The organism is Rhodococcus sp. WWJCD1 (assembly GCF_002258735.1).
Lineage (GTDB): Bacteria > Actinomycetota > Actinomycetes > Mycobacteriales > Mycobacteriaceae > Rhodococcoides.
Genome location: NZ_NOXY01000023.1, coordinates 46,141 through 69,726, shown reverse-complemented (window position 1 = coordinate 69,726; position 23,586 = coordinate 46,141). Strand labels below are relative to the sequence as shown.

The 23,586-nt window shown below is 64.1% G+C and carries 21 protein-coding genes and 2 tRNA genes; 10 read left to right on the top strand and 13 right to left on the bottom strand.

Annotation, left to right across the window (positions count from 1 at the left end; genetic code table 11):
* Positions 1 to 60: 60 nt before the first annotated feature.
* The 8 genes from prfA to argS form a co-directional block, all read right to left on the bottom strand.
* Positions 61 to 1,137 carry a peptide chain release factor 1 gene (gene prfA, locus CH286_RS16725; protein ID WP_032402870.1) on the bottom strand — a complete coding sequence of 359 codons (1,077 nt, stop codon included), beginning with the start codon at positions 1,135 to 1,137 and terminating at the stop codon, positions 61 to 63.
* A 97-nt stretch (positions 1,138 to 1,234) separates the two neighbouring features.
* Positions 1,235 to 1,468 (bottom strand): 50S ribosomal protein L31, encoded by a 234-nt coding sequence (gene rpmE, locus CH286_RS16720; protein ID WP_008715081.1) that lies wholly within the window; start codon positions 1,466 to 1,468, stop codon positions 1,235 to 1,237.
* 199 nt (positions 1,469 to 1,667) lie between these two features.
* Positions 1,668 to 3,833: a transcription termination factor Rho gene (gene rho / locus CH286_RS16715; protein WP_080734553.1), complete on the bottom strand. Its 2,166-nt coding sequence runs from the start codon at positions 3,831 to 3,833 to the stop codon at positions 1,668 to 1,670.
* A gap of 308 nt (positions 3,834 to 4,141) precedes the next feature.
* The gene (gene thrB / locus CH286_RS16710) at positions 4,142 to 5,074 is read right to left on the bottom strand and encodes a homoserine kinase (RefSeq protein ID WP_094609804.1); all 933 of its coding nucleotides are present in this window, start codon (positions 5,072 to 5,074) and stop codon (positions 4,142 to 4,144) included.
* 19 nt (positions 5,075 to 5,093) lie between these two features.
* The gene (gene thrC, locus CH286_RS16705; protein ID WP_027497914.1) at positions 5,094 to 6,161 is read right to left on the bottom strand and encodes a threonine synthase; all 1,068 of its coding nucleotides are present in this window, start codon (positions 6,159 to 6,161) and stop codon (positions 5,094 to 5,096) included.
* On the bottom strand, positions 6,158 to 7,459 hold the full coding sequence (locus CH286_RS16700; RefSeq protein WP_032378893.1) for a homoserine dehydrogenase: 1,302 nt from the start codon (positions 7,457 to 7,459) through the stop codon (positions 6,158 to 6,160). Before CH286_RS16700 ends, thrC begins: the two co-directional genes overlap by 4 nt.
* Complete coding sequence (gene lysA, locus CH286_RS16695; RefSeq protein ID WP_094609803.1) at positions 7,456 to 8,877, bottom strand: diaminopimelate decarboxylase; 1,422 nt, start codon at positions 8,875 to 8,877, stop codon at positions 7,456 to 7,458. Before lysA ends, CH286_RS16700 begins: the two co-directional genes overlap by 4 nt.
* Positions 8,874 to 10,526 (bottom strand): arginine--tRNA ligase, encoded by a 1,653-nt coding sequence (gene argS, locus CH286_RS16690; RefSeq protein WP_032402873.1) that lies wholly within the window; start codon positions 10,524 to 10,526, stop codon positions 8,874 to 8,876. Before argS ends, lysA begins: the two co-directional genes overlap by 4 nt.
* A gap of 231 nt (positions 10,527 to 10,757) precedes the next feature.
* Between argS and CH286_RS16685 the strand changes: the two genes are divergently transcribed.
* The 7 genes from CH286_RS16685 to CH286_RS16655 all read left to right on the top strand — a co-directional run bounded on the left by CH286_RS16685 (position 10,758) and on the right by CH286_RS16655 (position 15,941).
* Positions 10,758 to 11,660: a DUF3105 domain-containing protein gene (locus CH286_RS16685; protein ID WP_032378896.1), complete on the top strand. Its 903-nt coding sequence runs from the start codon at positions 10,758 to 10,760 to the stop codon at positions 11,658 to 11,660.
* Positions 11,660 to 12,376 (top strand): DUF305 domain-containing protein, encoded by a 717-nt coding sequence (locus CH286_RS16680; RefSeq protein ID WP_032378897.1) that lies wholly within the window; start codon positions 11,660 to 11,662, stop codon positions 12,374 to 12,376. The genes CH286_RS16685 and CH286_RS16680 overlap by 1 nt, the downstream gene beginning before the upstream one ends.
* A 69-nt stretch (positions 12,377 to 12,445) precedes the next feature.
* Positions 12,446 to 12,518, top strand: a tRNA-Arg gene (locus CH286_RS16675).
* Between the two features lie 60 nt (positions 12,519 to 12,578).
* Positions 12,579 to 13,502: a hypothetical protein gene (locus CH286_RS16670; protein WP_094609802.1), complete on the top strand. Its 924-nt coding sequence runs from the start codon at positions 12,579 to 12,581 to the stop codon at positions 13,500 to 13,502.
* Between the two features lie 14 nt (positions 13,503 to 13,516).
* Positions 13,517 to 14,104 (top strand): class I SAM-dependent methyltransferase, encoded by a 588-nt coding sequence (locus tag CH286_RS16665; protein WP_094609801.1) that lies wholly within the window; start codon positions 13,517 to 13,519, stop codon positions 14,102 to 14,104.
* A gap of 716 nt (positions 14,105 to 14,820) precedes the next feature.
* Entirely contained in the window at positions 14,821 to 15,138 is a 318-nt protein-coding gene (locus CH286_RS27660) for a hypothetical protein (RefSeq protein WP_141215855.1), read from the top strand.
* On the top strand, positions 15,135 to 15,941 hold the full coding sequence (locus CH286_RS16655; RefSeq protein ID WP_094609799.1) for a hypothetical protein: 807 nt from the start codon (positions 15,135 to 15,137) through the stop codon (positions 15,939 to 15,941). Before CH286_RS27660 ends, CH286_RS16655 begins: the two co-directional genes overlap by 4 nt.
* Positions 15,942 to 16,682: 741 nt before the next feature.
* Here CH286_RS16655 and CH286_RS16645 read toward each other — a convergent pair.
* A tRNA-Cys gene (locus CH286_RS16645) sits at positions 16,683 to 16,753 on the bottom strand.
* Between the two features lie 106 nt (positions 16,754 to 16,859).
* Between CH286_RS16645 and CH286_RS16640 the strand changes: the two genes are divergently transcribed.
* The 3 genes from CH286_RS16640 to CH286_RS16630 all read left to right on the top strand — a co-directional run bounded on the left by CH286_RS16640 (position 16,860) and on the right by CH286_RS16630 (position 19,698).
* Entirely contained in the window at positions 16,860 to 18,203 is a 1,344-nt protein-coding gene (locus tag CH286_RS16640; protein WP_094609810.1) for a DUF2254 domain-containing protein, read from the top strand.
* A 35-nt stretch (positions 18,204 to 18,238) separates the two neighbouring features.
* Positions 18,239 to 18,775, top strand: a complete 537-nt coding sequence (locus CH286_RS16635; protein WP_032402876.1) for a MarR family winged helix-turn-helix transcriptional regulator — start codon at positions 18,239 to 18,241, stop codon at positions 18,773 to 18,775.
* Between the two features lie 98 nt (positions 18,776 to 18,873).
* The gene (locus tag CH286_RS16630) at positions 18,874 to 19,698 is read left to right on the top strand and encodes a hypothetical protein (RefSeq protein WP_037154550.1); all 825 of its coding nucleotides are present in this window, start codon (positions 18,874 to 18,876) and stop codon (positions 19,696 to 19,698) included.
* A gap of 12 nt (positions 19,699 to 19,710) precedes the next feature.
* Here the strand turns inward: CH286_RS16630 and CH286_RS16625 are convergent, their stop codons facing one another.
* Genes CH286_RS16625 through CH286_RS16610 form a run of 4 tightly spaced genes read right to left on the bottom strand, consistent with a single transcriptional unit; the run spans position 19,711 to position 23,583 of the window.
* The gene (locus CH286_RS16625) at positions 19,711 to 20,487 is read right to left on the bottom strand and encodes an enoyl-CoA hydratase (RefSeq protein WP_037154553.1); all 777 of its coding nucleotides are present in this window, start codon (positions 20,485 to 20,487) and stop codon (positions 19,711 to 19,713) included.
* Positions 20,484 to 21,392: a 3-hydroxyisobutyrate dehydrogenase gene (mmsB, locus tag CH286_RS16620; protein WP_032402879.1), complete on the bottom strand. Its 909-nt coding sequence runs from the start codon at positions 21,390 to 21,392 to the stop codon at positions 20,484 to 20,486. Before mmsB ends, CH286_RS16625 begins: the two co-directional genes overlap by 4 nt.
* Complete coding sequence (locus CH286_RS16615; protein WP_094609797.1) at positions 21,389 to 22,447, bottom strand: enoyl-CoA hydratase/isomerase family protein; 1,059 nt, start codon at positions 22,445 to 22,447, stop codon at positions 21,389 to 21,391. Before CH286_RS16615 ends, mmsB begins: the two co-directional genes overlap by 4 nt.
* A complete protein-coding gene (locus CH286_RS16610) occupies positions 22,444 to 23,583 on the bottom strand; it encodes an isobutyryl-CoA dehydrogenase (protein WP_037154562.1) in 1,140 nt (379 codons plus the stop codon). The genes CH286_RS16615 and CH286_RS16610 overlap by 4 nt, the downstream gene beginning before the upstream one ends.
* Positions 23,584 to 23,586: the final 3 nt, after the last annotated feature.

Genomic DNA, 23,586 nt, shown 5'->3' with positions numbered 1-23,586 from the left:
AAGGGTATCGCACCGAGCGATGGACCGGCCGATCGAAATCTGAAAAGCTTTGTGCCCCAACTACTCTGCTTGCATACGAGCGTCGCGGTCCGCCTTGGCCAGCGCGTCGAGCAACGCATCCATCTCGCCGTCGAGCAGGGCGTCGAGGTTGTGCGCCTTGAAGCCGATGCGGTGATCGGTGATGCGGTTCTCGGGGTAGTTGTAGGTTCTGATCCGCTCCGAGCGGTCGACGGTACGCACCTGGCTGGCTCGTCCGGCCGAGGCCTCTTCGTTGGCGGCTTCCTCTGCGGCCGCCTGGAGGCGAGCTGCGAGAACCTGCATCGCGCGTGCCTTGTTCTGCAGCTGCGAACGCTCGTTCTGGCAGGTCACCACGATGCCGGTCGGAAGGTGTGTGAGCCGAACCGCGGAGTCGGTGGTGTTGACGCCCTGGCCGCCCTTGCCGGACGAGCGGTAGACGTCGATACGCAGATCGGTTTCGTCGATCTGGACTTCTTCGACCTCGTCGGGTTCTGGATAGACCAGGATTCCGGCCGCGGAAGTATGTACGCGTCCCTGAGATTCGGTAACCGGAACTCGCTGCACCCGGTGCACGCCACCCTCGAACTTCAGGCGCGCCCACACGCCGTCGAGCGGGTCCTTGGTCTTGATCGACAGGGTCGCGTCCTTGTATCCACCCAGGTCGGAGACGTTCGCGTCGAGTACCTCCACCCGCCACCCACGGCGTTCTGCGTAGCGCACGTACATCCGCGCGAGATCGGCTGCGAAGAGCGCCGATTCCTCGCCGCCCTCACCCGACTTGACCTCCATCACGATGTCGTCGCCGTCGTGCGGGTCGCGTGGCGCGAGCAGGTCGGTGAGGGTCTGCTCCAGCTGCAGCACCGTCGCCTCGAGCTCGGGGATCTCGGCGGCGAACGACGAATCGTCGGCAGCGAGCTCACGTGCGGCTTCGAGATCGTCCTGAGCGGCGGTCAACTTGGTGTGCGCAGACATGATCGGTGCCAGTTCGGCGAACCTCTTGCCTGCTCTGCGCGCCGCCGACGGGTCGTTGTGCAGCGCTGGGTCGGCGAGTTGCTGCTCGAGCCCGGAGTGTTCGGCAAGGATGTCGTCGATGGCCGAAGGCTTCACTGTTCTCGCCATGGGGATGACTCACTCTCGAACGCGGGTGCAACTGGGTGTGGACACAAAAAAGCCGACGCCCGTCCTGTGAATCACAGGACGGGCGTCGGCGGAACAGCTAGCTGTCTGCGTCGGCCTTCTTGCCGGCGCGCTTGCCGTAGCGAGCCTCGAAGCGTGCGACGCGGCCGCCGGTGTCGAGAATCTTCTGCTTGCCGGTGTAGAAGGGGTGGCACTGCGAGCAGACCTCGACGCTGATGCGCTCTTTGTCGGTGGTGCTTCGGGTCTCGAAAGTATTTCCGCAACCACAGACGACTGTCGTCAGTGTGTAGTCGGGGTGAATTCCTGCCTTCATGGTGTCCTTACCGTTCTTTGTAATGGTCGCCGGGTCGCCTTCGCCGATCGAAGACGTGAACCGGAACCGGACTCGGCCGTTGATTATGCCAGAGCGTGCATCCGCCCTGCTAATCGTCGGTACTTCTGTGCCGACAGATGCTTACAACGCACGCACCTGCCGGCTTGTTCCCCGGGTGAAAGATCCGGGGAACAACCGATCAGTCGTTGTTGCCGCCGGGTGCCGTCTTCGAGACTTCCATCAGGAACTCGAGGTTGTTCTTGCTCTTCTTCAGTCGATCGACCAGCAGGTCGATGGCCTGATGGGAGTCGAGTCCGGACAACACGCGTCGCAACTTGTGCACCACTGCCGCCTCGTCGGGAGCAAGGAGCAGTTCGTCGTGGCGGGTGCTGGACGGGTTGATGTCGACGGCCGGGAACACGCGCCGCTCCGCGATCTTTCGATCGAGCTTGAGCTCGGCGTTACCGGTGCCCTTGAACTCTTCGAAGATCACGGTGTCGCCGGTGGATCCGGTCTCGACCATGGCCGTGGCGATGATCGTCAGCGATCCACCGTGCTCGATGTTTCGAGCCGCACCGAGGAACCGCTTCGGCGGGTACAGCGCGGTCGAGTCGACACCACCGGACAGGATTCGTCCCGAAGCCGGCGAGCTGTTGTTGTACGCACGTCCCAGACGGGTGATCGAGTCGAGCAGAACCACCACGTCCTGTCCGGCTTCGACCAGGCGCTTGGCCCGTTCGATCGCCAACTCGGCAACCGCGGTGTGATCGCCCGGCGGCCGGTCGAACGTCGATGCGATGACCTCGCCCTTGACGCTGCGCTGCATGTCCGTCACTTCTTCGGGACGCTCGTCGACGAGGATGACCATCAGGTAGCACTCGGGATTGTTGATGGCGATCGCGTTGGCAATAGCCTGCAGAACGCTGGTCTTACCTGCCTTCGGCGGGCTCACGATGAGCGCACGCTGGCCCTTGCCGATCGGCATCACCAGGTCGATGATGCGCGTGGTGAGGATGTTCTGCTGGGTCTCGAGACGCAGACGCTGGTTGGGGTACAGCGGGGTGAGTTTGCCGAATTCCGGACGCTTGCGGGCAGCCTCGACCTCTCCCCCGTTGACGGTGTCCAATCGCACGAGCGGGTTGAACTTCTGCCGCTGGCTCGACTGCTCACCTTCGCGTGCCACTCGAACTGCGCCGGTGACGGCATCGCCGCGACGAAGACCGTTCTTGCGAACGAGGTTCATCGACACGTAGACGTCGTTCGGGCCGGCCAGGTAGCCCGAGGTACGGACGAACGCGTAGTTGTCGAGAACGTCCAGGATCCCGGCTACCGGCTGGAGTACGTCGTCCTCACGGATCTCGGTGTCGCGCTCGCGTCCGCCGCCGCCGTCGTTGCCCTCGCCACGATCGCGTCCACGACGCCGCTCACGGAACCGACGACCCCGACGACCCCGGCCTTCGCCCTCGTCGTCCTGATTGTTGTCGCGGTTGTCGCGAGGACCGTTGTTTCGCTCCTCGTTACGACCGTCGTTGCGATTGTCGTTGCGACCATCGCCCTGATTTCGGTTACGGCCGTTGCGATCGGACTGATTGCGACCACCGTTGTCACGGTTGGAATTGTCCCGATCACCCTGGTTGCGATCACCCTGGTTGCGGTCGTTCTGGTTGCGGTTGCCGTTGTCCCGGTTGCCGTTCTCGCGGGTGGCCGTGTCGCGGTCGCCCTGATTACGGCTTCCGTTGTCACGGGCACCGTTTTCTCGGTTGCCGTCGGCGTCACGCTGTTCCCGGTCGGATCCGTCCTGACGGTTCCGCTCGCCGCGACTACGTCGCGGCCGCTCGGGGGCGGCTTGGTCGCCCTCGTCCTGCTTCTCGCTCGACGCGGTGTCCGCGGAGGAAGTGGTTGCTGCGGTCTCGGATCCAGCCGAGTTGTCGCTGTCGTCGAGCGGGAGCTGATCGGGTGCACCTGCGCGGCGACCTGCTGCTCGACGGCCACGTGCGCGACGACCGGTTTCGGGAGCCGAGTCTGCCGCGTCGACCGACTGCGTCGCCGAGGCGTCGGCAGTCGACACCTCGGGTGCCGGTGCGGCCTCTGCTGCAGGTCGATCTTCGACGGCGGGTGTCGACGCAGCGGCGCGGCGCGTCTTGGGTGCGTCGGACTTGGGTGCGTCGGACTTGGCCGACTTCGCCGACGCAGCACCCGATTGATGCTCGGAAATGGCTGCGATCAGGTCGCCCTTGCGCATACCGGAGATGCTCTTGATGCCGAGTTCGCCAGCGAGGCTGCGTAGCTCGGTGAGAACCATTCCGGACAGGCCTGCACGTCGGCGTGACGTTTCGGGCGCAGAGATAAGTTCCGTATCGGTCACGGAGGTCCTTTCCTTCCCTCGCTCGCTCGATGCGCAGCCGAGGGTTCGTTCCGCAGTTCGACGTTCTGCCGAACTCGGATATTGCCGTTCATGTTCGACGCACTCCGTCGACGACACCATCGATCCGAGACCGCAGAGAACTACGGGAAGGATCGAGTCAGGAGCGTCACATCACTCGGACGTTTGAATCCCCCGAATACAGCGACCTGATTGCCCTGACAAAACCGGCGTCTGAAGCGCACGATGTACGGACAGGGTTCACCATAGCGCCGTTGTCCCCACTCGGCAAGAACCCTACCCGGCGTTTGTCACGCGACGGTCACTCCGTCGGCTACCTCCAGGTCGAGTACCCGCCACCCCTCGACGGTTGCGGCGTCGCGCAGATCCGTCGGAAACTCTTCGGTGCACAACGCCATGACGGTCGGTCCCGCCCCGGAGACCACGGCCGCGATCGATCGGGCGCGCAGAGTCGCGATCCAGCGCGTGGTGTCGGGCAGCGCTTGGGCCCGCTGTCCCTGATGAAGCACATCTTCCGTCGCCGACATCAGCAGATCCGGACGCTGAGTCAGCGCCACCACCACGAGAGCACTCCGACTCACATTGAAGGCCGCATCACGATGGGGCACCAACTCGGGCAACAGACCCCGCGTGTGCGAGGTCGACGAGCGCTCCGACGGCACGAGCACGACGACCCTGATGGTCGGATGCACATCGAGCCTCACGGCCGCGTACTTCCGAGCCGTCACACTGGCATTGGGCGGTTCGCTCCACGACACGACGGCTCCGCCGAGGCAGCTCGCCGACGCGTTGTCGGGATGCCCCTCGAATTCCGACGACAACTGAACGAGCTGGCTCTCCGACAATGCGCTGGACGGATCGACTTTCGCAGCGAGCGCGTTGGCCGCTGCGAGGCCCCCGACCACAGCCGACGCCGACGAACCGAGACCCCTCGAATGAGGAATTGCGTTGCGGCAGTGGACATCCAGACCGTCGGCCCACACTCCGGCAGCTTCGAGCCCTCGCTCGATGGCGCGCACCACCAGATGCGTCGGACCCCACGGGACATCCGCCGAGCCCTCGCCGTCGACATGAATTCTCAGCCCCGACGCCGTGGTCGTGACCTCGATTTCATCGTAGAGCCCCAGAGCGATTCCGAGACTGTCGAATCCGGGTCCGATGTTGGCACTGGACGCCGGAACGCGCGCGGTCACCGTGAGCCCGATCGGAAGTGTCGTCGTCATAGCCGGAGATTCCGTCAACTCAGGCCAGCTCGAGCGCAGCCGCGACAGCGACGGGATCGACCGAAATCGGTTCTACGACAGGCATACCCGACAACGCGGTGTCGGGATCCTTGAGACCGTTACCGGTCACCGTGCAGACGACGGTCAGGCCCGGCTCCAGCCAGCCTTCCTTTCGAGCCGCCAACAGTCCGGCGACGCTGGCCGCGGAGGCCGGTTCGACGAACACGCCCTCGGTCTTCGCGATCAAGCGGTATGCCTCGAGGATCTCCTCGTCGGTCGCTGCGCGGAATGCTCCGTTCGATTCCTCCTTGGCATTGACGGCACCGTTCCAGGATGCGGGTGAGCCGATCCGGATTGCGGTGGCGATCGTTTCCGGGTCCTTCACCGGCGCACCGTGAACCAGAGGAGCGGCACCCGCGGCCTGGACTCCGAGCATCCGCGGCTTGCGCGTGGTGAGACCGTCACGGAAGTACTCCGAGTAACCGCGCCAGTACGCGGTGATGTTGCCTGCGTTGCCGACCGGCAGAGCATGGATGTCCGGCGCGTCGCCGAGGGCGTCGCAGATCTCGAAGGCCGCGGTCTTCTGGCCTTCGATACGGACGGGATTGACGGAGTTGACCAGACCGATGGTCGGGAACTCGGCCGTGGTCTTGCGGGCCAGTTCGAGGCAATCGTCGAAGTTGCCCTGCACCTGAATGATCTTGGCTCCGTGCATGACTGCCTGAGCGAGCTTGCCCATGGCGATCTTGCCCTGCGGAACCAGTACGGCACAGCTCATTCCGGCCTTTGCCGCATAGGCCGCAGCAGAAGCAGAGGTGTTGCCGGTCGAGGCGCAGAGCACGGCCTCTTGACCCCGGGCGAGCGCGTCGGTGACGGCCATGGTCATTCCGCGGTCTTTGAAGGAGCCGGTGGGATTGAGCCCTTCGACCTTGAGATGCACTGTGCAGCCGGTCAATTCGGACAGATGCCCGGCGGGCAGCAGCGGAGTTCCGCCCTCGCGCAACGTGACGGTCTTCCAGTCCGGTCCGATCGCCAGACGCGAGCGGTATGCCTCGATCAGACCGGGCCAGGGGGTGTGGACGCTCATACGGTGGTGCCTTCCAATCGGAGAACGCTAGCGACGTGGACGACCACATCGAGCTGCTCGAGCGATGCAACGGTTTCGGACAGTGCGGAGTCGGCCGCGAGGTGGGTGACGACGACGAGCCTGGCTCCGTCACCCGAGCCCTGCTGACGCACGGTGGAGATGCTGACGTCACGCTTGGAGAACTCGGCCGCCACGGTGGCCAGGACGCCGGGCTTGTCCGCGACCTGCATGCTGACGTAGTAACGAGTGAGGATGTCACCCATCGGGGCCACCTTGAGCTTGGCGTACTTGGATTCGAGTGGGCCCCGCCCCCCGTAGAACTTGTTGCGCGCGGCCATCACCAGATCGCCCAGCACTGCGGACGCAGTCGGTGCACCGCCTGCGCCCTGCCCGTAGAACATCAGGCGGCCGGCAGCCTCGGCTTCGACGACCACGGCGTTGAACGCGCCGTTGACCGATGCCAACGGGTGGTTCAGCGGAACGAGCGCGGGGTAGACCCGAGCGGAGATTCGTTCCTTGCCCTTGGGCGTGACGATCCGCTCACAGATGGCCAGCAGCTTGATGGTGCAGTCCAGGGATTTCGCGGTTTCGAGATCGTCCGAGGTGATCTTGCTGATGCCCTCGCGGTAGACGTCACCGGCCGTGACCCGGGTGTGGAATGCGATGGACGCCAGGATGGCGGCCTTCGATGCAGCGTCGTAGCCTTCGACGTCGGCGGTCGGGTCGGCTTCGGCATAGCCCAGACGCCCTGCCTCGGCCAGGGTTTCGGCGTAGTCCGCTCCCGTCTCGTCCATGGCGGAGAGAATGAAGTTGGTCGTACCGTTGACGATGCCGGCAACCTTGTTCACGCGGTCGCCCGCGAGGGACTGCATCAGTGGACGAACGACCGGGATGGCTCCGGCCACGGCCGCCTCGAAATACAGGTCGGCACGCGACTTCTCGGCAGCGTCCGCGAGTTCGCCGGTGTACTCGGCCAGGAGGGCCTTGTTCGCAGTGATGACGGACTTGCCCTTCTCGAGGGCAGAGAGCACGAGCTTGCGGGGAATGTCGATGCCGCCGAGCACCTCGACGACGATGTCGACGTCGTCGCGGCCGACCAGCTCCGCCGGATCGTCGGTGAGCAGCTCGGTCGGCACTCCACGATCGCCGTCTACCCGACGCACCGCGATGCCCCGAATCTCCAGCGGCGCACCGATTCTCGCTTCGAAGTCCTCGGCATTCTCGGTGAGGATTCGAACGACCTCGCTGCCGACGTTTCCGAGTCCGAGTACGGCGACGCCTATCGGCTTCGATGTCATGGCTGAACCTCCAAGCTGAGCAGATCTTCGATGGTTTCCCGCCGCAGGACCAGGCGCGCTCGCCCGTCCTTGACTGCGACCACTGCGGGCCGCGTCAGCAGGTTGTAGCGACTGGACATGGAGTAGCAGTAGGCCCCGGTGGCCGCTACCGCGAGCAGGTCACCGGGCCCGACGTCCGCCGGCATCCATGTGTTCTTGATGACGATGTCGCCGCTCTCGCAATGCTTTCCGACCACTCGCGCCAGAACGGCTGGAGCTTCGCTGGTTCGCGAGACCAATCGGCAGTCGTACTCCGCCTGATAGAGCGAGGTGCGAATGTTGTCGCTCATTCCGCCGTCGACGCTGATGTAGCGCCTGCGCGTCGCCTTGTCGACGGTGACATCCTTGATGGTGCCCACCTCGTACAGCGTGACGGTGCCCGGTCCGGCGATGGCACGGCCGGGTTCGACGGCGATCGTCGGAACCGGCAATCCCACCGCGGCGGACTCCGTCTCCACGATGGCGGTCAACTTCGCTGCGAGCTGCTCCACCGGCGGCGGGTCGTCACTGGCGACGTACGAAATGCCCATGCCACCACCGAGATCCAGCGTCGAGATCTGTGCGGTTTTTTCGACACCGAACTCCGAGACGATGTCTCGGAGCAGGCCGATGACCTTGTGCGCCGCGAGCTCGAAGCCGTCGACCTCGAAGATCTGCGATCCGATGTGACTGTGCAGTCCCACGAGGCGAAGGTTGTCGGCAGCGAACACACGGCGGACCGCGTCGAGTGCCGAACCGTCGGCGAGCGAGAAGCCGAACTTCTGGTCCTCGTGCGCCGTGGCGATGAACTCGTGCGTATGCGCTTCCACGCCGACGGTGATGCGGATCAGAACGTCCTGGACCACACCGGCCGCGCCGGCAACGGCGTCGAGACGGTCGATCTCGATGTTGGAGTCGAGAACCACGTGCTCGACGCCCGCGCGCACGCCCGCCTCGAGCTCGGCGACCGATTTGTTGTTGCCGTGCATGGCAATTCGGTTCGCCGGAAAACCTGCGGCCAGCGCGATAGCCAACTCCCCGCCGGAACATATGTCGAGCGACAGCCCTTCGTCGGCAACCCAACGCGCGATCTCGCCGCAGAGAAATGCCTTGGAGGCGTAGTGCACACGCTCGGGCGCTCCGAAAGCGGCTGCCATTTCGCGGCAACGCGAACGGAAGTCGTCCTCGTCGATGACGAACAGTGGCGTCCCGTACTGCTCCGCGAGTTCGGTGACCGATACTCCGGCGAGACGAACCGTTCCGTCGTCACCGCGCTCGGCATTACGGGGCCACACCTGATCGGGCAGCGTGGTCATCTCGGACGCGTCTACCGGGCGATGGGATGTCGACTGTTTTGCGGGTGCATCGGCATGCTTGGGCCCGGCCGGATGTGCGCTCACATGCGCTCCGGTGCGCTGACCCCGAGCAGTTCGAGGCCGTTGGCCAGGACCTGCCGGGTCGCGTTCCCCAACGCCAGTCGTGCGGTGTTCACAGGTCCGGGCTCCTCGTCTCCTTGTGGAAGTACTCGACACGCACCGTAGAAACGGTGATAAGCACCCGCCAACTCTTCGAGGTAGCGGGCAATCCGGTGTGGCTCACGCAGTTCGGCGGCACTGGCCACCACGCGCGGGTACTCGCCGATCGTCCTGATCAGCTCGCCTTCCTGCTCGTGGGTCAGCAGGCTCAGATCCGGTTCATCCGCAACGATGCCCAGTTCGGCGGCATTGCGCGCGAGCGAGGCCAGCCGGGCATGGGCGTACTGGACGTAGTACACCGGGTTCTCGTTGCTGGCACTCGCCCACAGGGCCAGATCGATGTCGATGCTGGAGTCGACGGACGACCGAATCATCACGTACCGGGAGGCGTCGACACCGATGGCGTCGACCAGGTCGTCGAGCGTGATGACGGTACCGGCGCGCTTGCTCATCTTCACGGCAACGCCGTCGCGAACGAGATTGACCATCTGTCCGATGAGGACTTCGACGGTCGCGGGGTCGTCTCCGAACGCCGCCGCGGCGGCCTTGAGCCGTCCGATGTATCCGTGGTGATCTGCTCCGAGCATGTAGATGCACAGGTCGAAGCCGCGCTGCCGCTTGTTCTGGAAATAGGCGATGTCGCCGGCGATGTAGGCAGCGTTGCCGTCGCTCTTGATGACGACGCGATCCTTGTCGTCACCGAAGTCGGTGGACCGGAGCCACCAGGCCCCGTCCTCCTCGTAGAGGCTCCCCGAGGTCTTGAGGTACTCGACCGACTTGTCGACGGCTCCGGACTCGAACAGCGAGTTCTCGTGGAAGTAGACGTCGAAGTCGACACCGAACTCGTGCAGGTTCGCCTTGATCCGATCGAACATCAACTCGGTGCCGATGGACCGGAACGCCTCTTCCTGCGCCTCGGTGTCCAGCGCGAGCGCATCGGGTCGCTCGGCGAGCACGTGCGCTGCGATCTCGGCGATGTATTCGCCCGCGTAGCCGTTGTCGGGTGCAGGCTCACCCTTCGCAGCGGCGATGAGCGAGTGAGTGAAGCGCGCGATCTGAGCGCCGTGGTCGTTGAAGAAGTACTCGCGGGTGACCTCCGCGCCGTGGGCGGTCAAGATCCGACCGAGCGCGTCGCCGACAGCGGCCCACCGGGTTCCACCGAGGTGCACCGGACCTGTGGGGTTGGCCGAGACGAACTCGAGGTTGACCTTCTTGCCTGCCATCGACGATCCGTTGCCGAACGACGCGCCTGCAGCGAGTACCCGGGCGACGATCTCGCCCTGCGCGGCGGCGGCCAGCCTGATGTTCAGGAATCCGGGGCCTGCAACGTCGGCGCTGTCGATCGCGGCCTCGGCCGCCAGAGCTTCGGCGAGCCAGCCGGCGAAGTCGCGTGGATTGGCACCGGCCTTCTTCGCGACCTGCAGAGCCACGTTGGTCGCGTAGTCGCCGTGCTCGGGGTTACGGGGACGCTCGACGGTCAGCTTCGCAGGTAGAACGGATGCGTCCAGGCCGCGGTCGGCGAGCACCTTCGCGGCGGTCGCGTGGAGCAGTTCGGCAAGATCGGCAGGAGTCACAGGTAGCTATCCTATTGGCTGGTGTGCGGCGTACTCGCATCCACTGCCCGTCCGATCGCGGGCCCACCCGGCCGAAGCGCTCGTTGCAGGCCCTGAGCACGCTCTCAGGCAGAGAACGTACAGTAAGGGCGCTCTGCGCGGACGGTCCTTGGTCACCGCCGTCACCAGCAGATACGCACGACCAGCGACACCGACCACCACCTTTCCTCGACTGAGAGAGCAACTACAGCGATGCCAACGGGTCCCGACAAAGGCAGTCAGAACAAGTCGGCTGCGAAGGCAGACAAAGCCATCAACGCAGCCAACAAGAAGTCAGCTCGCAAGAAGAAGGGCGGCGTGCCTGCTGCCAAGGGCAGGCAGATTCCCTGGCTGACGGTTGCCGGTGTCGTAGTGGTTGTCGGCCTCGTCGCAGGACTCGGAATCAATCTGTATCCGAAGTACCAGGATCGAGCCGAGGCGCAGAAGTTTGCGCCCAGCGAGTCCAATCAGGACCCGTCGACGGGCATCGAGGGCGTGACGGTCCAGGAGTATCCCGCAGCTCTGCACGTCGCGCGCACGCAGCGGGTCGCCTACGACCAGTCGCCGCCGTTCGGCGGGCCACACGACGCCGTGTGGGCCACCTGCACGGGAATCGTCTATCCCGAGGCCATTCGCACCGAGAATGCCGTGCACTCCCTCGAGCACGGAGCCGTCTGGGTCACCTACAACCCCGACGACCTGAACGAAGACCAAGTCCAGTCGCTGGCCGATCGCGTCGACGGCGAAACCCAGATGATGATGTCGCCTTACCCCGGTCTCGACACCCCTGTTTCGCTGCAGTCCTGGGGCCACCAGCTCAAGCTCGACAGCGTGGACGACGCACGCATCGGCCAGTTCATCTCTGCGCTGCGCCTGAACCGCTTCGCCTACCCGGAGGTCGGTGCCAGCTGCGCATCGGTACCCACCACCTCGGGCGACGGCAGCGACGGCTTCGATCCGGACAATCCGCCGCTGTTCGACGCCTCGGCACCCGGCGCGGACGCCGTTCCGATGGACGGTGCAGGCATCACCCCCGACACCAGTGAGACCAGTGGGACCGGCGGACTGCCCGGTGGAGCGCAGCTACCCAGCGAACTTCAGGTTCCCGCGAGCTGATGACCGAATCGACAGTCGACTCGACCACCGGCCCATCCGCGACCAAGCCGAGCCAGCGCACTGCGCTGGTCGTCTTGGCGCTGATCGCCGTTCTCGCGATCGGTTTCGCGCTGGGCTTTCTGGTGCAGAGTCCGTTCCGTGACGGTGACAACTCGCCTGCCGCGGACTCGGTCGATGTCGGTTTCGCACAGGACATGACCGTGCACCACAACCAGGCCATCGAGATGGCCGCGGTGGCATTGACCAATGCTCCCGATCAGGCCGTCAAGAACCTGGCGTTCGACATGCTCACCTCGCAGCAGAATCAGGTCGGCCAGATGCAGGGCTGGTTGGCTCTGTGGGACCGCGCACCGATATCGACCGACGGCTACATGACCTGGATGACGGCCGACGACTCCGACGGCCACTCGATGGGCGGGATGTCGATGGAACCGGGGTCCTCCGATCCCACCAAGGCAATGCCGGGCATGGCCAGTTCCGCGGAGCTCGCAGCGCTTCGGCAGGCAACGGGCACGGACGTCGACGTGATGTTTCTTCAGCTCATGCTGCGCCACCACGAGGGCGGTCTGGCCATGATGGAATACGCCCAGACCCATGCGCAGTCGCCTGCCGTGATCAACCTGGCGAAATCCATGGTGGCTACCCAGACCAGCGAATCGACGCTGATGAAGCAGATGCTCGCCGCGAAGGGTGCGCAGCCGCTGCCCGAGGGGTGATTTCGGCTCCGGTCACGTATGCGCTAGTCTTTCGTACAGCCCAACAGGCACGCCGGCCGAAGCCGGTGCGCCCCCGTAGCTCAGGGGATAGAGCGTTCGCCTCCGGAGCGAAAGGCCGCAGGTTCGAATCCTGCCGGGGGCACACATCTTTCACGCATGTCACCGCAGCCCTGTGACTGCTCGAACGAGACGGTGGACTTCGATGTCCGAGGATCTCCCCCACATCGACACGGTAGTCGACGACCTGTACTCGTTGGCTCCCGCCGATTTCGTGTCGCACCGTTCGGCATACGTGACCCGGTTCAAGAAAGCCGGAGACAAGTCCGGTGCCACTCGCATCGGCGGACTCCGTAAGCCCACTGTCGTGGCCTGGTTGGTGAACACACTCGCTCGTCAGGACGAATCGGCCGTGGCGGAACTGTTCGACCTCGGAGAGCAGCTCGAACGAGCTCAGCAGCGGGGCGATGGACCCAGTCTGCGCGAGTTGTCCACTGCTCGAAGCACTTCGATACGCGCACTGACAGAACAAGCCATCTCTTTGGGACGCGACCTCGGAGTGACCGTCGGCGACAATGCTGCTCGCGAGATCGCCAACACCCTGAACGCGGCGATGGCCGATCCCGAGATTCGCGACCGCGTGCGGGCGGGCCGAACCGTCACGGCCGAAACCTACAGCGGCTTCGGGCCGGCGCTGCTCTCCCTCGTTCCCGACCCACCCGACCCACCCGACGACGAGACCGAGACCGAGACCGACGGTGTCCCGGACACTGCCGATGACGTACCCGAGTCCTATCCCGAGAACTCCTCCGAAGCCGATCAGCTGCGCGAGGCCGAACACGATCGACTGGTCGCCGAACTCGACGCTGCTGAAACCGCGTTCACTGCCGCACGCGATGCGGCCGACGCTGCCGACTCAGACACAGAACGTGCCGCGTCCGAACGACGCAGCGCCACAAAGGAAGTCGAGAGGCTCGAAACCGAGCTGGATGCGGCCAAAGCGGAAGCGAAGGCGGCCCGAGCAGCGGAGAGAACAAGCGTCGAGCAGGCCGAATCGACAGCAGAGGCACTCGAGGCGGCCAAGGCACGCGTGGCCGAAGCCCGGGCGGCGCTGGAAGCACCGAGCTGACCTACCCTGGCGGCATGACCACACGCTGGCAAGCCGAGAATTCAGCCGACGATTCCAAGCGGTACATCGAGCGATTCGACCGCCTGGCCGAACGCGGCGTGGATCTGCACGGTGAGGCCCGCATGGTCGACGCGTTGGTCTCCCCCGCGTCGAGCATTCTCGATGCCGGATGCGGTACCGGCAGACTCGGTGCCGAACTGGCTCGCCGCGGACACCGGGTGACCGCAGTGGATCTCGATCCGGTCCTGGCCGAGGCCGCGCGAGCGCACCCCGAACTCGACGTGCATGTCGCCGATCTGACGACGCTGGATCTCGGACGGACATTCGACGCAGCAGTCGCGGCAGGCAACGTTCTCGTCTACATGAAGCCGGGCACCGAACGGGAAGCGCTGGAACGTATCTGGGCCCACCTGACCGACAGCGGGGTGTTCGTCACGGGCTTTGCCACTGATCGCGACTACACCGTCGACGTGCTCGACGAGGATCTGGCGGCCGTCGGTTTCGTCGTCGAGCATCGATTCGCGACGTGGGATCTGCGGCCCTGGCGCGCCGACGCGGACTGGGCCGTCACCGTGGCACGAAAGCCCGCGCTGCTGGCCTGATGGGACACGAATCGAGACCTACCATTGCTGGTCGACCTCGATCGAACAGAGCGAGCGACGGGATCCGAACCCGTGTGAACGGCTTTGCATACCGGTTGACCTATCTAACGCACCGGTAGCGCCAGCTACATAACCACAGGCCAGCACGTCAATCCGTGACGCGGCTCCACGGCCCAGCTCAATCGGTACCTCCGCCCTCCCCCCGCGAAACGCAACGTGACGGTAGTTTCCACGGATTCCGAGGCTTGCCCGTCCTGGAACAACGATGAGCCAGAAACTCGCGACATTTGCGTACGGACTGCGTGGTTTGTCGCATTGACGTGGGACAATCTCTCCGATCCTGGTCACAGCCGGGAAGGTGGGATATCCGACACGAGTGAGGCAAAGCTTTGGACGTAGGACAAGTACTCAAGGATGCCTGGCAAGCCGTGGAGGACTCGGGTGTCCCCAACGAACTTCACCGGTACGCATTCGAGCGCGCATTGGACCTTCTAGTCGCACCTGCCCCAGTGCAGTCGGCCGAACCGGCTCCGCCTAACAACACTCCGACGACTCCGCCTAACGGAAACGGCGGTAGCGCCGCACAGGTGGGAAATGGACCTGGAGCAGACGAGGGCAACGATGAAGACAGGTTCTACGCCAAACTCGCAACTGCGACACAGGTTCCTCGGTTGCGCCTAGAAGGTTTGGTTCACCTTGAGGACGGCGAGCCCAAGATGGCAGTGCACACGAGCACGCTGCCAAAGGGCAAGAAGCCGGGCCAGCTATTCATCGCCCGGGTAATTCTCACGGCGCGATTCGTCTGGTTGTCTGAAACAGAGGTCGCTGTCAAGACCGTACGCAGCGAGTGCGATCGATATGGCGTTCAAGACAGCAACTTTGCGGTCAACTTCAAATCGCTGAATGGGGCGGGGATCACGATCTCAGGATCCGGCGCCGGACAGAAGGCAAAAGTTCGACAGTCATACATCGATGGTTTCGCGCAGTTCCTGCGCGACACACTCGGAACCGAAGAAGGAACGGCCACTTCTTGACGAAGCGTGTTAACAGTATCCTGGGCGATATTCGCCTCGGTTTCCAGAGCACAGGGATACCGAATCAGCTGATTGACGCCCTATTTGATGCCTATACAGAGGCCAAGCGCCGTTTTTACCTCGGCGATCACCGACCGAACGAGGTCGAAGGTGGGCGCTTCGTGGAGGCTGCAATTCGCATTCTGGAACTTAAAGTTTTCGGGGCAAGTACGCCTATCGGAAAACAGCTCCCCGCGGTAGACGGTTTGATCAGAAAGCTAGAAAGCACTGGCGGTCACGACCCCGCACTGACTATTCATATACCCCGTCAACTATTGCCGCTATACACCATTCGGAACAAGCGAGACGTTGCCCACCTGGGTCCTGATATTAGCCCGAATTTGCAAGATGCGACCGCCGTTGTGAACGGAATGGACTGGATAATGGCGGAATTTGTCCGCCTTTACCACCAGGTAAGCAATACCGATGCGCAGCGCATCATCAATGACCTGGTGACCCGAGAAGTACCCGCAATACAGGTCTTCGGCTCGTATCCGAAGTTACTGAAACAGATAACTCTCCCCGAACACCTACTTGTCTTGCTGTACTGGCGTGGAACTGAAGGTGCGACCCGCGAAGAACTTTCGACCTGGACCGCCAAGGCCGCTACCCGGGCTGCAACCGCTGGCGAAAAAGCAAACGTGTCAAGGGCCCTCCGTCGTTTGGACGGAAGTTCCGAAGTGCATATTGATGGACTAAGCGCTCAAATAACCCAGAAGGGTCAAAAGCGGGTAGAGGTTCAACGGCTGATAGAACCGATCTAGCCTGCCCGTATCGGCAGGACGTTGTACGCGACAGCAGTCTGGCCGACGGCTCCCAGTGCGGCCATCGCATTGGTGTTGTCGTCCTCGAAGAGGTGGGCAAATACGCTGAGCCGACCTCCGGCTGCACCTCCCCCGAGCGACGACCCGGCTTCCGCTCACCCTCTGCGAGAGGGCCGTGCTCCTCAAGCACCGTACGACGTCCGTGCTCCGCGCCGGGAGCGTCGGGCGATTCTCCGGCGGTAGCTCCAACTCCCCGATCTGCAGTCCGGCGAGCTCGGCAGCGCGTAGGCCCGTCCACGCGGTGACGTGCACAGCTACGTCGTATGGCCACTGCATGGCGTCAAACAATGGGAAATTTGACCCGCCGTGAGGAACTGCGCCCGGTCCACCACCCCGTCTACCGACGATGTCGTGGAGGCGACCGCCGTCAGCTCGGGTGAGCAAGGTGACGTGCGCACAGGGATTGGCATGAAGCAGACCGTCGGGAATGGCCTGTCCAGCACCTGCTTGAGAACGAAGTACTGATGTAGAACCGTACTGGATCGCTTGCCCTCGGCCGTACGGCGTGCGATCCACTCGGAGTCCAGCACTCGAGTGATCTTGTTGAACGGGTACCCGCTGAACGTCTTGTCCAGATTGGCTCCGCCGGAGCACCACGGCAACACGGCACACCCAACCGCCAGATAGTCCATGGAACAGAAAACATGGAACCGCCAGATCGTGTGTCTGGCGGTCCCTTCGAGCGAGCGACGGGATTCGAACCCGTGTGAACGGCTTTGCAGGCCGGTGCCTAGCCACTCGGCCACACCCGCATCACCGATGACGATGCCGTGTCGGCCGACCGAAGCCTACGGTTGCGATCATCGTGATTCGAACGCCGAAGGGTTGATTCGGACACGCCGGGGAAGACTGTCGCTCATGAAGGAACACATGGCCAAGTTGCGGGAGTCGTTCTGGTTCATTCCCGCAGTCCTGGGAGTCTTTGCGCTCCTACTCGCGCAAGCACTCGTCAGCCTCGACCGCTACCTACTCGACGCCCGAGTGGATCTGACGGGTTCGCTGCTCTATCACGTCGGGGCCAGTGGCAGCCGGGATATTCTCGGCGCGATCGGCGGCTCGATGTTGGGTGTGGCCGCGACGTCGTTCTCCATCACCATCTCCGTACTCGCCACTGCCAGTTCGTCGTACGGCCCCCGCCTGGTACGCAACTTCATGGCCGACCGGGGAAATCAGGTGGTACTCGGCATCTTCGGGGCAACGTTCCTGTACTCGCTGATGGTCCTGCGCTCGATCCGATCGATCGAATCCGATGGTTCGGTGTTCGTCCCCGACATTGCCGTCAACGTTGCCGTGGCGCTCGCGGTCGTCGACGTCGGTGTACTCGTCTACTTCATCCATCACATCGCGCAATCCATCCAGGTTGCGACGCTGTCCGCCCGGGTTCGCGACGAGCTTTCCGAGTCCGTCGACGCGCTGTATCCACTGGAGCAACCCGAGGACGCGGCATCGGCGGACGGTATCTCCAGGCCACCCGTCTACACAACGGTTCTCGCCGAGGAGTCCGGGGTGATCATCGACATCGACGAGGACGCGCTGCTGGGCATCGCGGCCGACAACGGCACGCTGATCGAGATTCATCGGGTGCCGGGCGATCACGTCGTTTCCGGCGAGCCGCTCGTCGACATTCTTGCCGACCGCTCGGCCGACATCTCCCCAGAGTCGATCGACCGCGTCCGTGAGTCTTTCGACATCGGTACCAGCAGGACGCCTCGCCACGACATCGCGTTCGCCGTCGAGCAGATGACGGAGATGGCGGTCCGGGCGCTGTCCACCGGGGTGAACGATCCCTACACGGCACGCAACGCCATCGACGATCTCTCGGTCGGACTCGTGGCGGTAGTCCAACGCCCAGTACCCTGCCGTGCACGGCGCGACTCCGACGGCACCGTGCGACTGATCATTCGCCGCGTGGCCGTCTCGTCGCTGATCGACCACGCGCTCGATGCAGTGCGCATCTACGGGACCGGCAGTCCCATGGTGGTCCAGGCCGGAATCCGCCTCGCCGAGAGAGTCGGCCGTGCTGCGCGCTCCACCGATGATGTCGACTCCGTGCTGGCGCAATTGAGTCTGCTGGACGCAGCCCTGACCGTCGACGAGACCGACAACGCGCGCACAGCCGATGCCCGCGAGCAGATTTCACGGACCCGAGCAGCGATCACCGATCGAGTGCCGCTCGCCGTACTTCGCACCGTCATTCGGTAGACGCACGAACCGGACACCGTGGGAGGATGGTATGTATGCCAGCACCTTCGCCGCTTCCCCTCGACCCCATTGCAGAGGCCCACCGTCAGTGGACCAAGCACGGGTGGTCCGATGCCGCCGACGGTATGGCCGCTGTCACCTCGCTCATGCGCGCGCAGCAGATCATGCTGGCCCGGGTCGAGGAAGCGTTGAAGCCGACGGGACTGACCTTTTCACGGTACGAACTGCTGACGTTGTTGACGTTCACCAAGAACGGCGCGCTACCGATGGCGAAAGCCAGTGCTCGACTGCAGGTGCACCCCACCAGTGTGACCAATGCGGTGGACCGCCTCGAATCCGTCGGATACGTGCGCCGCATTCCTCACCCCAGCGATCGACGCACCACATTGGTCGAAATCACCGAGCAGGGGCGCACGTTGGCGGTCGAAGCCACCGAGCGCCTGAACACGCTGGTATTCGCCAAGCCCGGGCTCGCGCGTGACAAGCTGATGGCCCTGGTTCGGATCCTTGCGGAACTGCGTTCGGATGCAGGCGATTTCGACAGTGATGACATCACCACATCGTTTCGATAATGATCGTGACTCGTCACAAGTAAATGGAACACCCGTACCGTTCGTGGTGAAATGGCACTGCGCGCAGGGCGAGGCGGATCTGTCGAAGGGCGGGGCGGGTGCTGGTGTTGGGGGTCGGAGCGGGTGCACACGGTGCACGTGCGATTCTGACGTATCTGGACAGTCCGCATCGCACACCGATCGTGTCGAGAACGGTGCGCCGCGCGCCCGGCCAGCCCTTGGCCACGACGATCGCCACCGGAGTCGACGCTATCCATTCCATCGCGGCGACAATGTCGCTGCCGGTGCAGTTCTCGGCCATCGCGTACCGGGTGGCCACCGATCCCGGTTCGGTCGCTACCCGCGGCACCGCCCGCACGGCGTCACTCGTACCGGAAACCGCTGCGCAAGTGCGTTATCTGCGTTTCATCGGGCTGGTACCGAACCACGGGGTCACCGCCCTGTGCGATATCGGTAGCACCGGAACCACAGTCACCGTAGTCGATCTCGCGTCGTCCCGGACGCTGATGACGCGGCGTACCGCCACGTTCTGCGGAGACGATCTCGATCACTCGGTCCGTCGACTGCTCTCCGCCAACGGGGTTCGCGTCGGAATAGATGCCAGCCGATCCATCAAGGAGCAACTGAGCGTCGACCCTGTCGTCAGCACGGCGGATCCGTCCGGGACCGCCCGTCACGTACTGACGCGGCGCGACTTCGACGATCTGATTGCCGGCCCCGTTCGGTATGCGGGCATGCTCGTCGAGCAGACAATCGAATTGTCCGGGGCCAGACCGCAGTCGATCGTCGTCGTCGGCGGCGGCGCGAACATCACCTCGATTGCGCGGTCACTGGAACTGCGGACCGGTCTGCCCACTCTTGTGCCGTCGATGCCCGAGTTGGTGTCGGCCCGCGGTGCCGCCCTACTGTCTCCCGACAGGTAGGGCGGACCGGCCCTAGCGGTGCTGGAAGTTCGGCGTCCGCTTCTCGATGAAAGCCGACATGCCTTCCTTCTGGTCCTCGGTTGCGAAGGCAGAATGGAACACCCGGCGCTCGAACAGAACGCCTTCGCTCAAACTCGACTCGAACGATCTGTTCACCGCTTCCTTCGCCATCATGACGATCGGGAGCGACATTTCGGCGATGGTGGTCGCGGTCGCGATGGCGTCGTCGAGGAGGTCCGCGGCCGGCACGATGCGCGAGACGAGCCCCGCGCGCTCGGCTTCCTCGACCTTCATGTTGCGACCGGTCAGACACATCTCCATGGCCTTGGCCTTGCCCACCGCACGCGTCAACCGCTGTGACCCGCCGATTCCCGGAATGACGCCCAGCTTGATCTCGGGTTGCCCGAATACCGCTGTGTCCGAAGCAATCAGCACATCACAGAGCATGGCGAGCTCGCATCCACCGCCGAGTGCATAGCCGGACACCGCCGCGATCAACGGCGTCCGCGCCGATGCCAATCGGTCCCACGCCGCGAAGAAGTCGTCGAGGTAGACGTCCATGTACGACTTCGGCTGCATCTCCTTGATGTCGGCACCGGCCGCGAAGGCTCGCTCGGATCCGGTGATCAGAATGGCACCGATCTCGGAGTCTGCATCGAGTTCCTCGACCACCGAGACGACCTCACGCATCAACTGGGAGTTCAGCGCGTTCAACGCCTTCGGGCGGTTGAGCGTGATGATGCCGACGCGTCCTCGACGCTCGAGCAGGATGGTCTCGTACTCGGTCACTGGCCGGCTCCGTTCGAGCGTTCGCGGATGTCGTTGATGATGCCGGAGAAGTCCACGTCGGTTCCCCCGCCGGACGTTTCCTTGAACCGCGCGTAGAGTTCGGCTGCGCGCAGGCCGAGCACTCCCTCGACCCCGTTGTCGCGCAGAGCATTCGCAGCCAGACCCAGGTCCTTGTCCATGAGCGCCGCAGCGAATCCGGGCTTGTACTCGTTGTTTGCCGGGCTCGTCGGAACAGGTCCGGGCACCGGGCAGTTGGTGGTGAGCGCCCAACATTGACCGGACGCAGTCGATGCCACGTCGAACAGTGCCTGGTTGCTCAGGCCGAGCTTCTCCCCCAGCACGAAGGCCTCGCTGATGGCGATCATCGATACTCCGAGGATCATGTTGTTGCAGATCTTGGCGGCCTGGCCGTTGCCCGCTGCGCCGCAGTGCACCACCTTACGGCCCATGACATCGAGAACTGCTGCGGCAGAGGAGAAGTCTTCCTCCGAACCGCCCACCATGAAGGTGAGCGTTCCTGCTGCGGCTCCCCCGACTCCACCCGAGACCGGCGCGTCGAGACTGCGATGACCGGCCTCGCGAACCAGCGTGTGCGCGGCGTGGGCGTCGGCGACGTCGATGGTCGAGGAGTCGATGAACAGCGTTCCCGGTGCGGCCGCGGGCAGCAGGTCGGCATAAAGGCCGAGGACGAGCCTGCCGTTGGGCAGCATCGTGATGACGATGTCGGCATCTGCGACCGCAGCGACTGCCGACTCCACCACAGTGACGCCGTCTTTCGCTGCTTGTTCGAGCGCCGCAGGCACCAGATCGAAGCCTTGCACGGTGTAGCCGGCCGCAGCCAGATTGGCGGCCATCGGTCCGCCCATGTGGCCGAGACCGATGAAGCCGATCGTTTTCTCGCTCATGACTGCTCACCTTCTGTGTGTGCTCGGGCGAGGCCGAGTTCGGAGTCCCCCAGGGGCGCGAAGTATCGGTCGATGTCCTCGGCTGTGACGTCCGCCGATGTGGCCGGCTGCCACTGCGGATTGCGATCCTTCTCGACTACCTGTGCACGGATACCCTCCACCAGATCGTGACTGCTCAGTGACGCGACCGACACGCGGTACTCCTCGTTCAGCACGGCCTCGAGCGACGGCAGCGTCGCAGCCCGACGCAGAGACCGCAGTGTCACCGCGAGCGACACCGGCGACTTGGACGCGATGTCCTTGCTTGCCTGCTGCGCCTCCGGTAACGGGCTGGCGGCCAGGGCGTCGACGATGCCTTGCACATCGTCGCCCGCATAGCATTCGTCGATCCAGTCCTGCTGACCGGCGATTGCGGACTCCGGCGCAGGCTCGCTGAACGTCGCAACGGCCTCGCCGACGCTGACGGTTTCGAGAGCCGCGTAGAACTTCTCGAGCTTCTCCGACGGAACGTAATGGTCGGCGAATCCGACCGCGATGGCGTCGGCCGCGTTCATTCGTGCCGTGGTGAGCGCGAAGTGGGTGCCGATCTCGCCGGGTGCGCGCGAGAGCAGGTACGTGCCACCGACATCGGGGACGAAGCCGATGCCCACCTCGGGCATCGCGATCTTGGAACGCTCGGTCACGATGCGAGTGTTCGCGTGCGCCGACAGTCCTACTCCTCCGCCCATGACGATGCCGTCCATGATCGCGACGAAGGGCTTCGGGAATCGGGCGATCGCGGCATTGAGCACGTACTCGTCGCGCCAGAAGTCCTTGCTGCCGCTACCGCCGTCTTTGGCGTCGTGGTAGATCGAGACGATGTCGCCACCGGCGCACAGCCCCCGTTCGCCGGCACCGGTCAACAGGACGGCGTCGACGGTGTCGTCGGTTGCCCACTGCGCCAACGTCGGAGCGATCTGTTGCACCATCGCGTGTGAGAGGGCGTTGATGGCTTTCGGGCGATTGAGCGTGATGCGACCGATCCCGCCGGACACCTCGAGGAGAACGTCACTCACGCCGCACCCACGATCGAACGAGCAACGACGACGCGCATGATCTCGTTGGTACCTTCCAGAATCTGGTGGACCCGTAGGTCACGGACGATTTTCTCGACACCGTACTCGGCGAGGTAACCGTATCCGCCGAGAAGCTGCAGCGCGCCGTTGGCGACGTCGAATCCGGTATCGGTGCCGAAACGCTTGGCCATCGCGCACATTTCGACCTTGTCGGCCGCGTCGTTCTGCAACCCGTCCGCAGCTCGCCACAGCAGGGTTCTGGCGGCTTCGAGTTCGGTCTTGAAATCCGCCAACCGAAACTGCAGGGCCTGCGAGTCGAGCAGTCGCGCACCGAATGCATTGCGGTCGGCGAGGTACGCAACTGCCTTGTCGAGAGCGGCCTGTGCGCCGCCGATCGAGCACGCGGCGATGTTGATGCGTCCGCCGTTGAGCCCGTTCATCGCGATACGAAATCCGTCGCCCTCCCCGCCGAGCAGATTCGCAGCCGGAACGCGAGCACCTTCGAAGATCACCTGGCGGGTGGGTTGAGCGTTCCACCCCATCTTCTTCTCGTTCGCTCCGAACGACAGTCCTGCGGTGTCCTTGGGCACGATGAACGCCGAGATGCCGCGGGGACCCGGCTCTCCGGTGCGGGCCATGACGACGTACACCTCGGAAGTGCCTGCGCCGGAGATGAACTGCTTGACGCCGTCCAGCACGTACTCGTCACCGTCGCGGACGGCTTTGGTACCGAGCTTTGCCGCATCGGATCCAGCGCCGGGTTCGGTGAGGCAGTAGCTACCCAATTGGTCCATCGAGCACAGTCCCGGAAGCCATCGCTGCCGTTGCTCGTCGTTTCCGTAGGTGTCGACCATCCACGCAACCATGTTGTGGATGGAGATGTACGCCGCGATGGACGGGTCCCCGGTGGCGAGTTGCTCGAAAATTCGTACGGCGTCGACTCGGGTCAAGCCCGATCCACCGACGTCCTCGCGAATGTAGATGCCGCCCATCCCGAGTCCGGCGGCCTTGCGCAGAACGTCCACCGGAAAGTGCTTCTGCTGATCCCACTCGACGGCGTTCGGTGCGAGGAACTCGTCCGCGAAGTCGCGAGCTGTGTCGTTGATGGCACGCTCGTCCTCGTTCAACGTGAACATGGC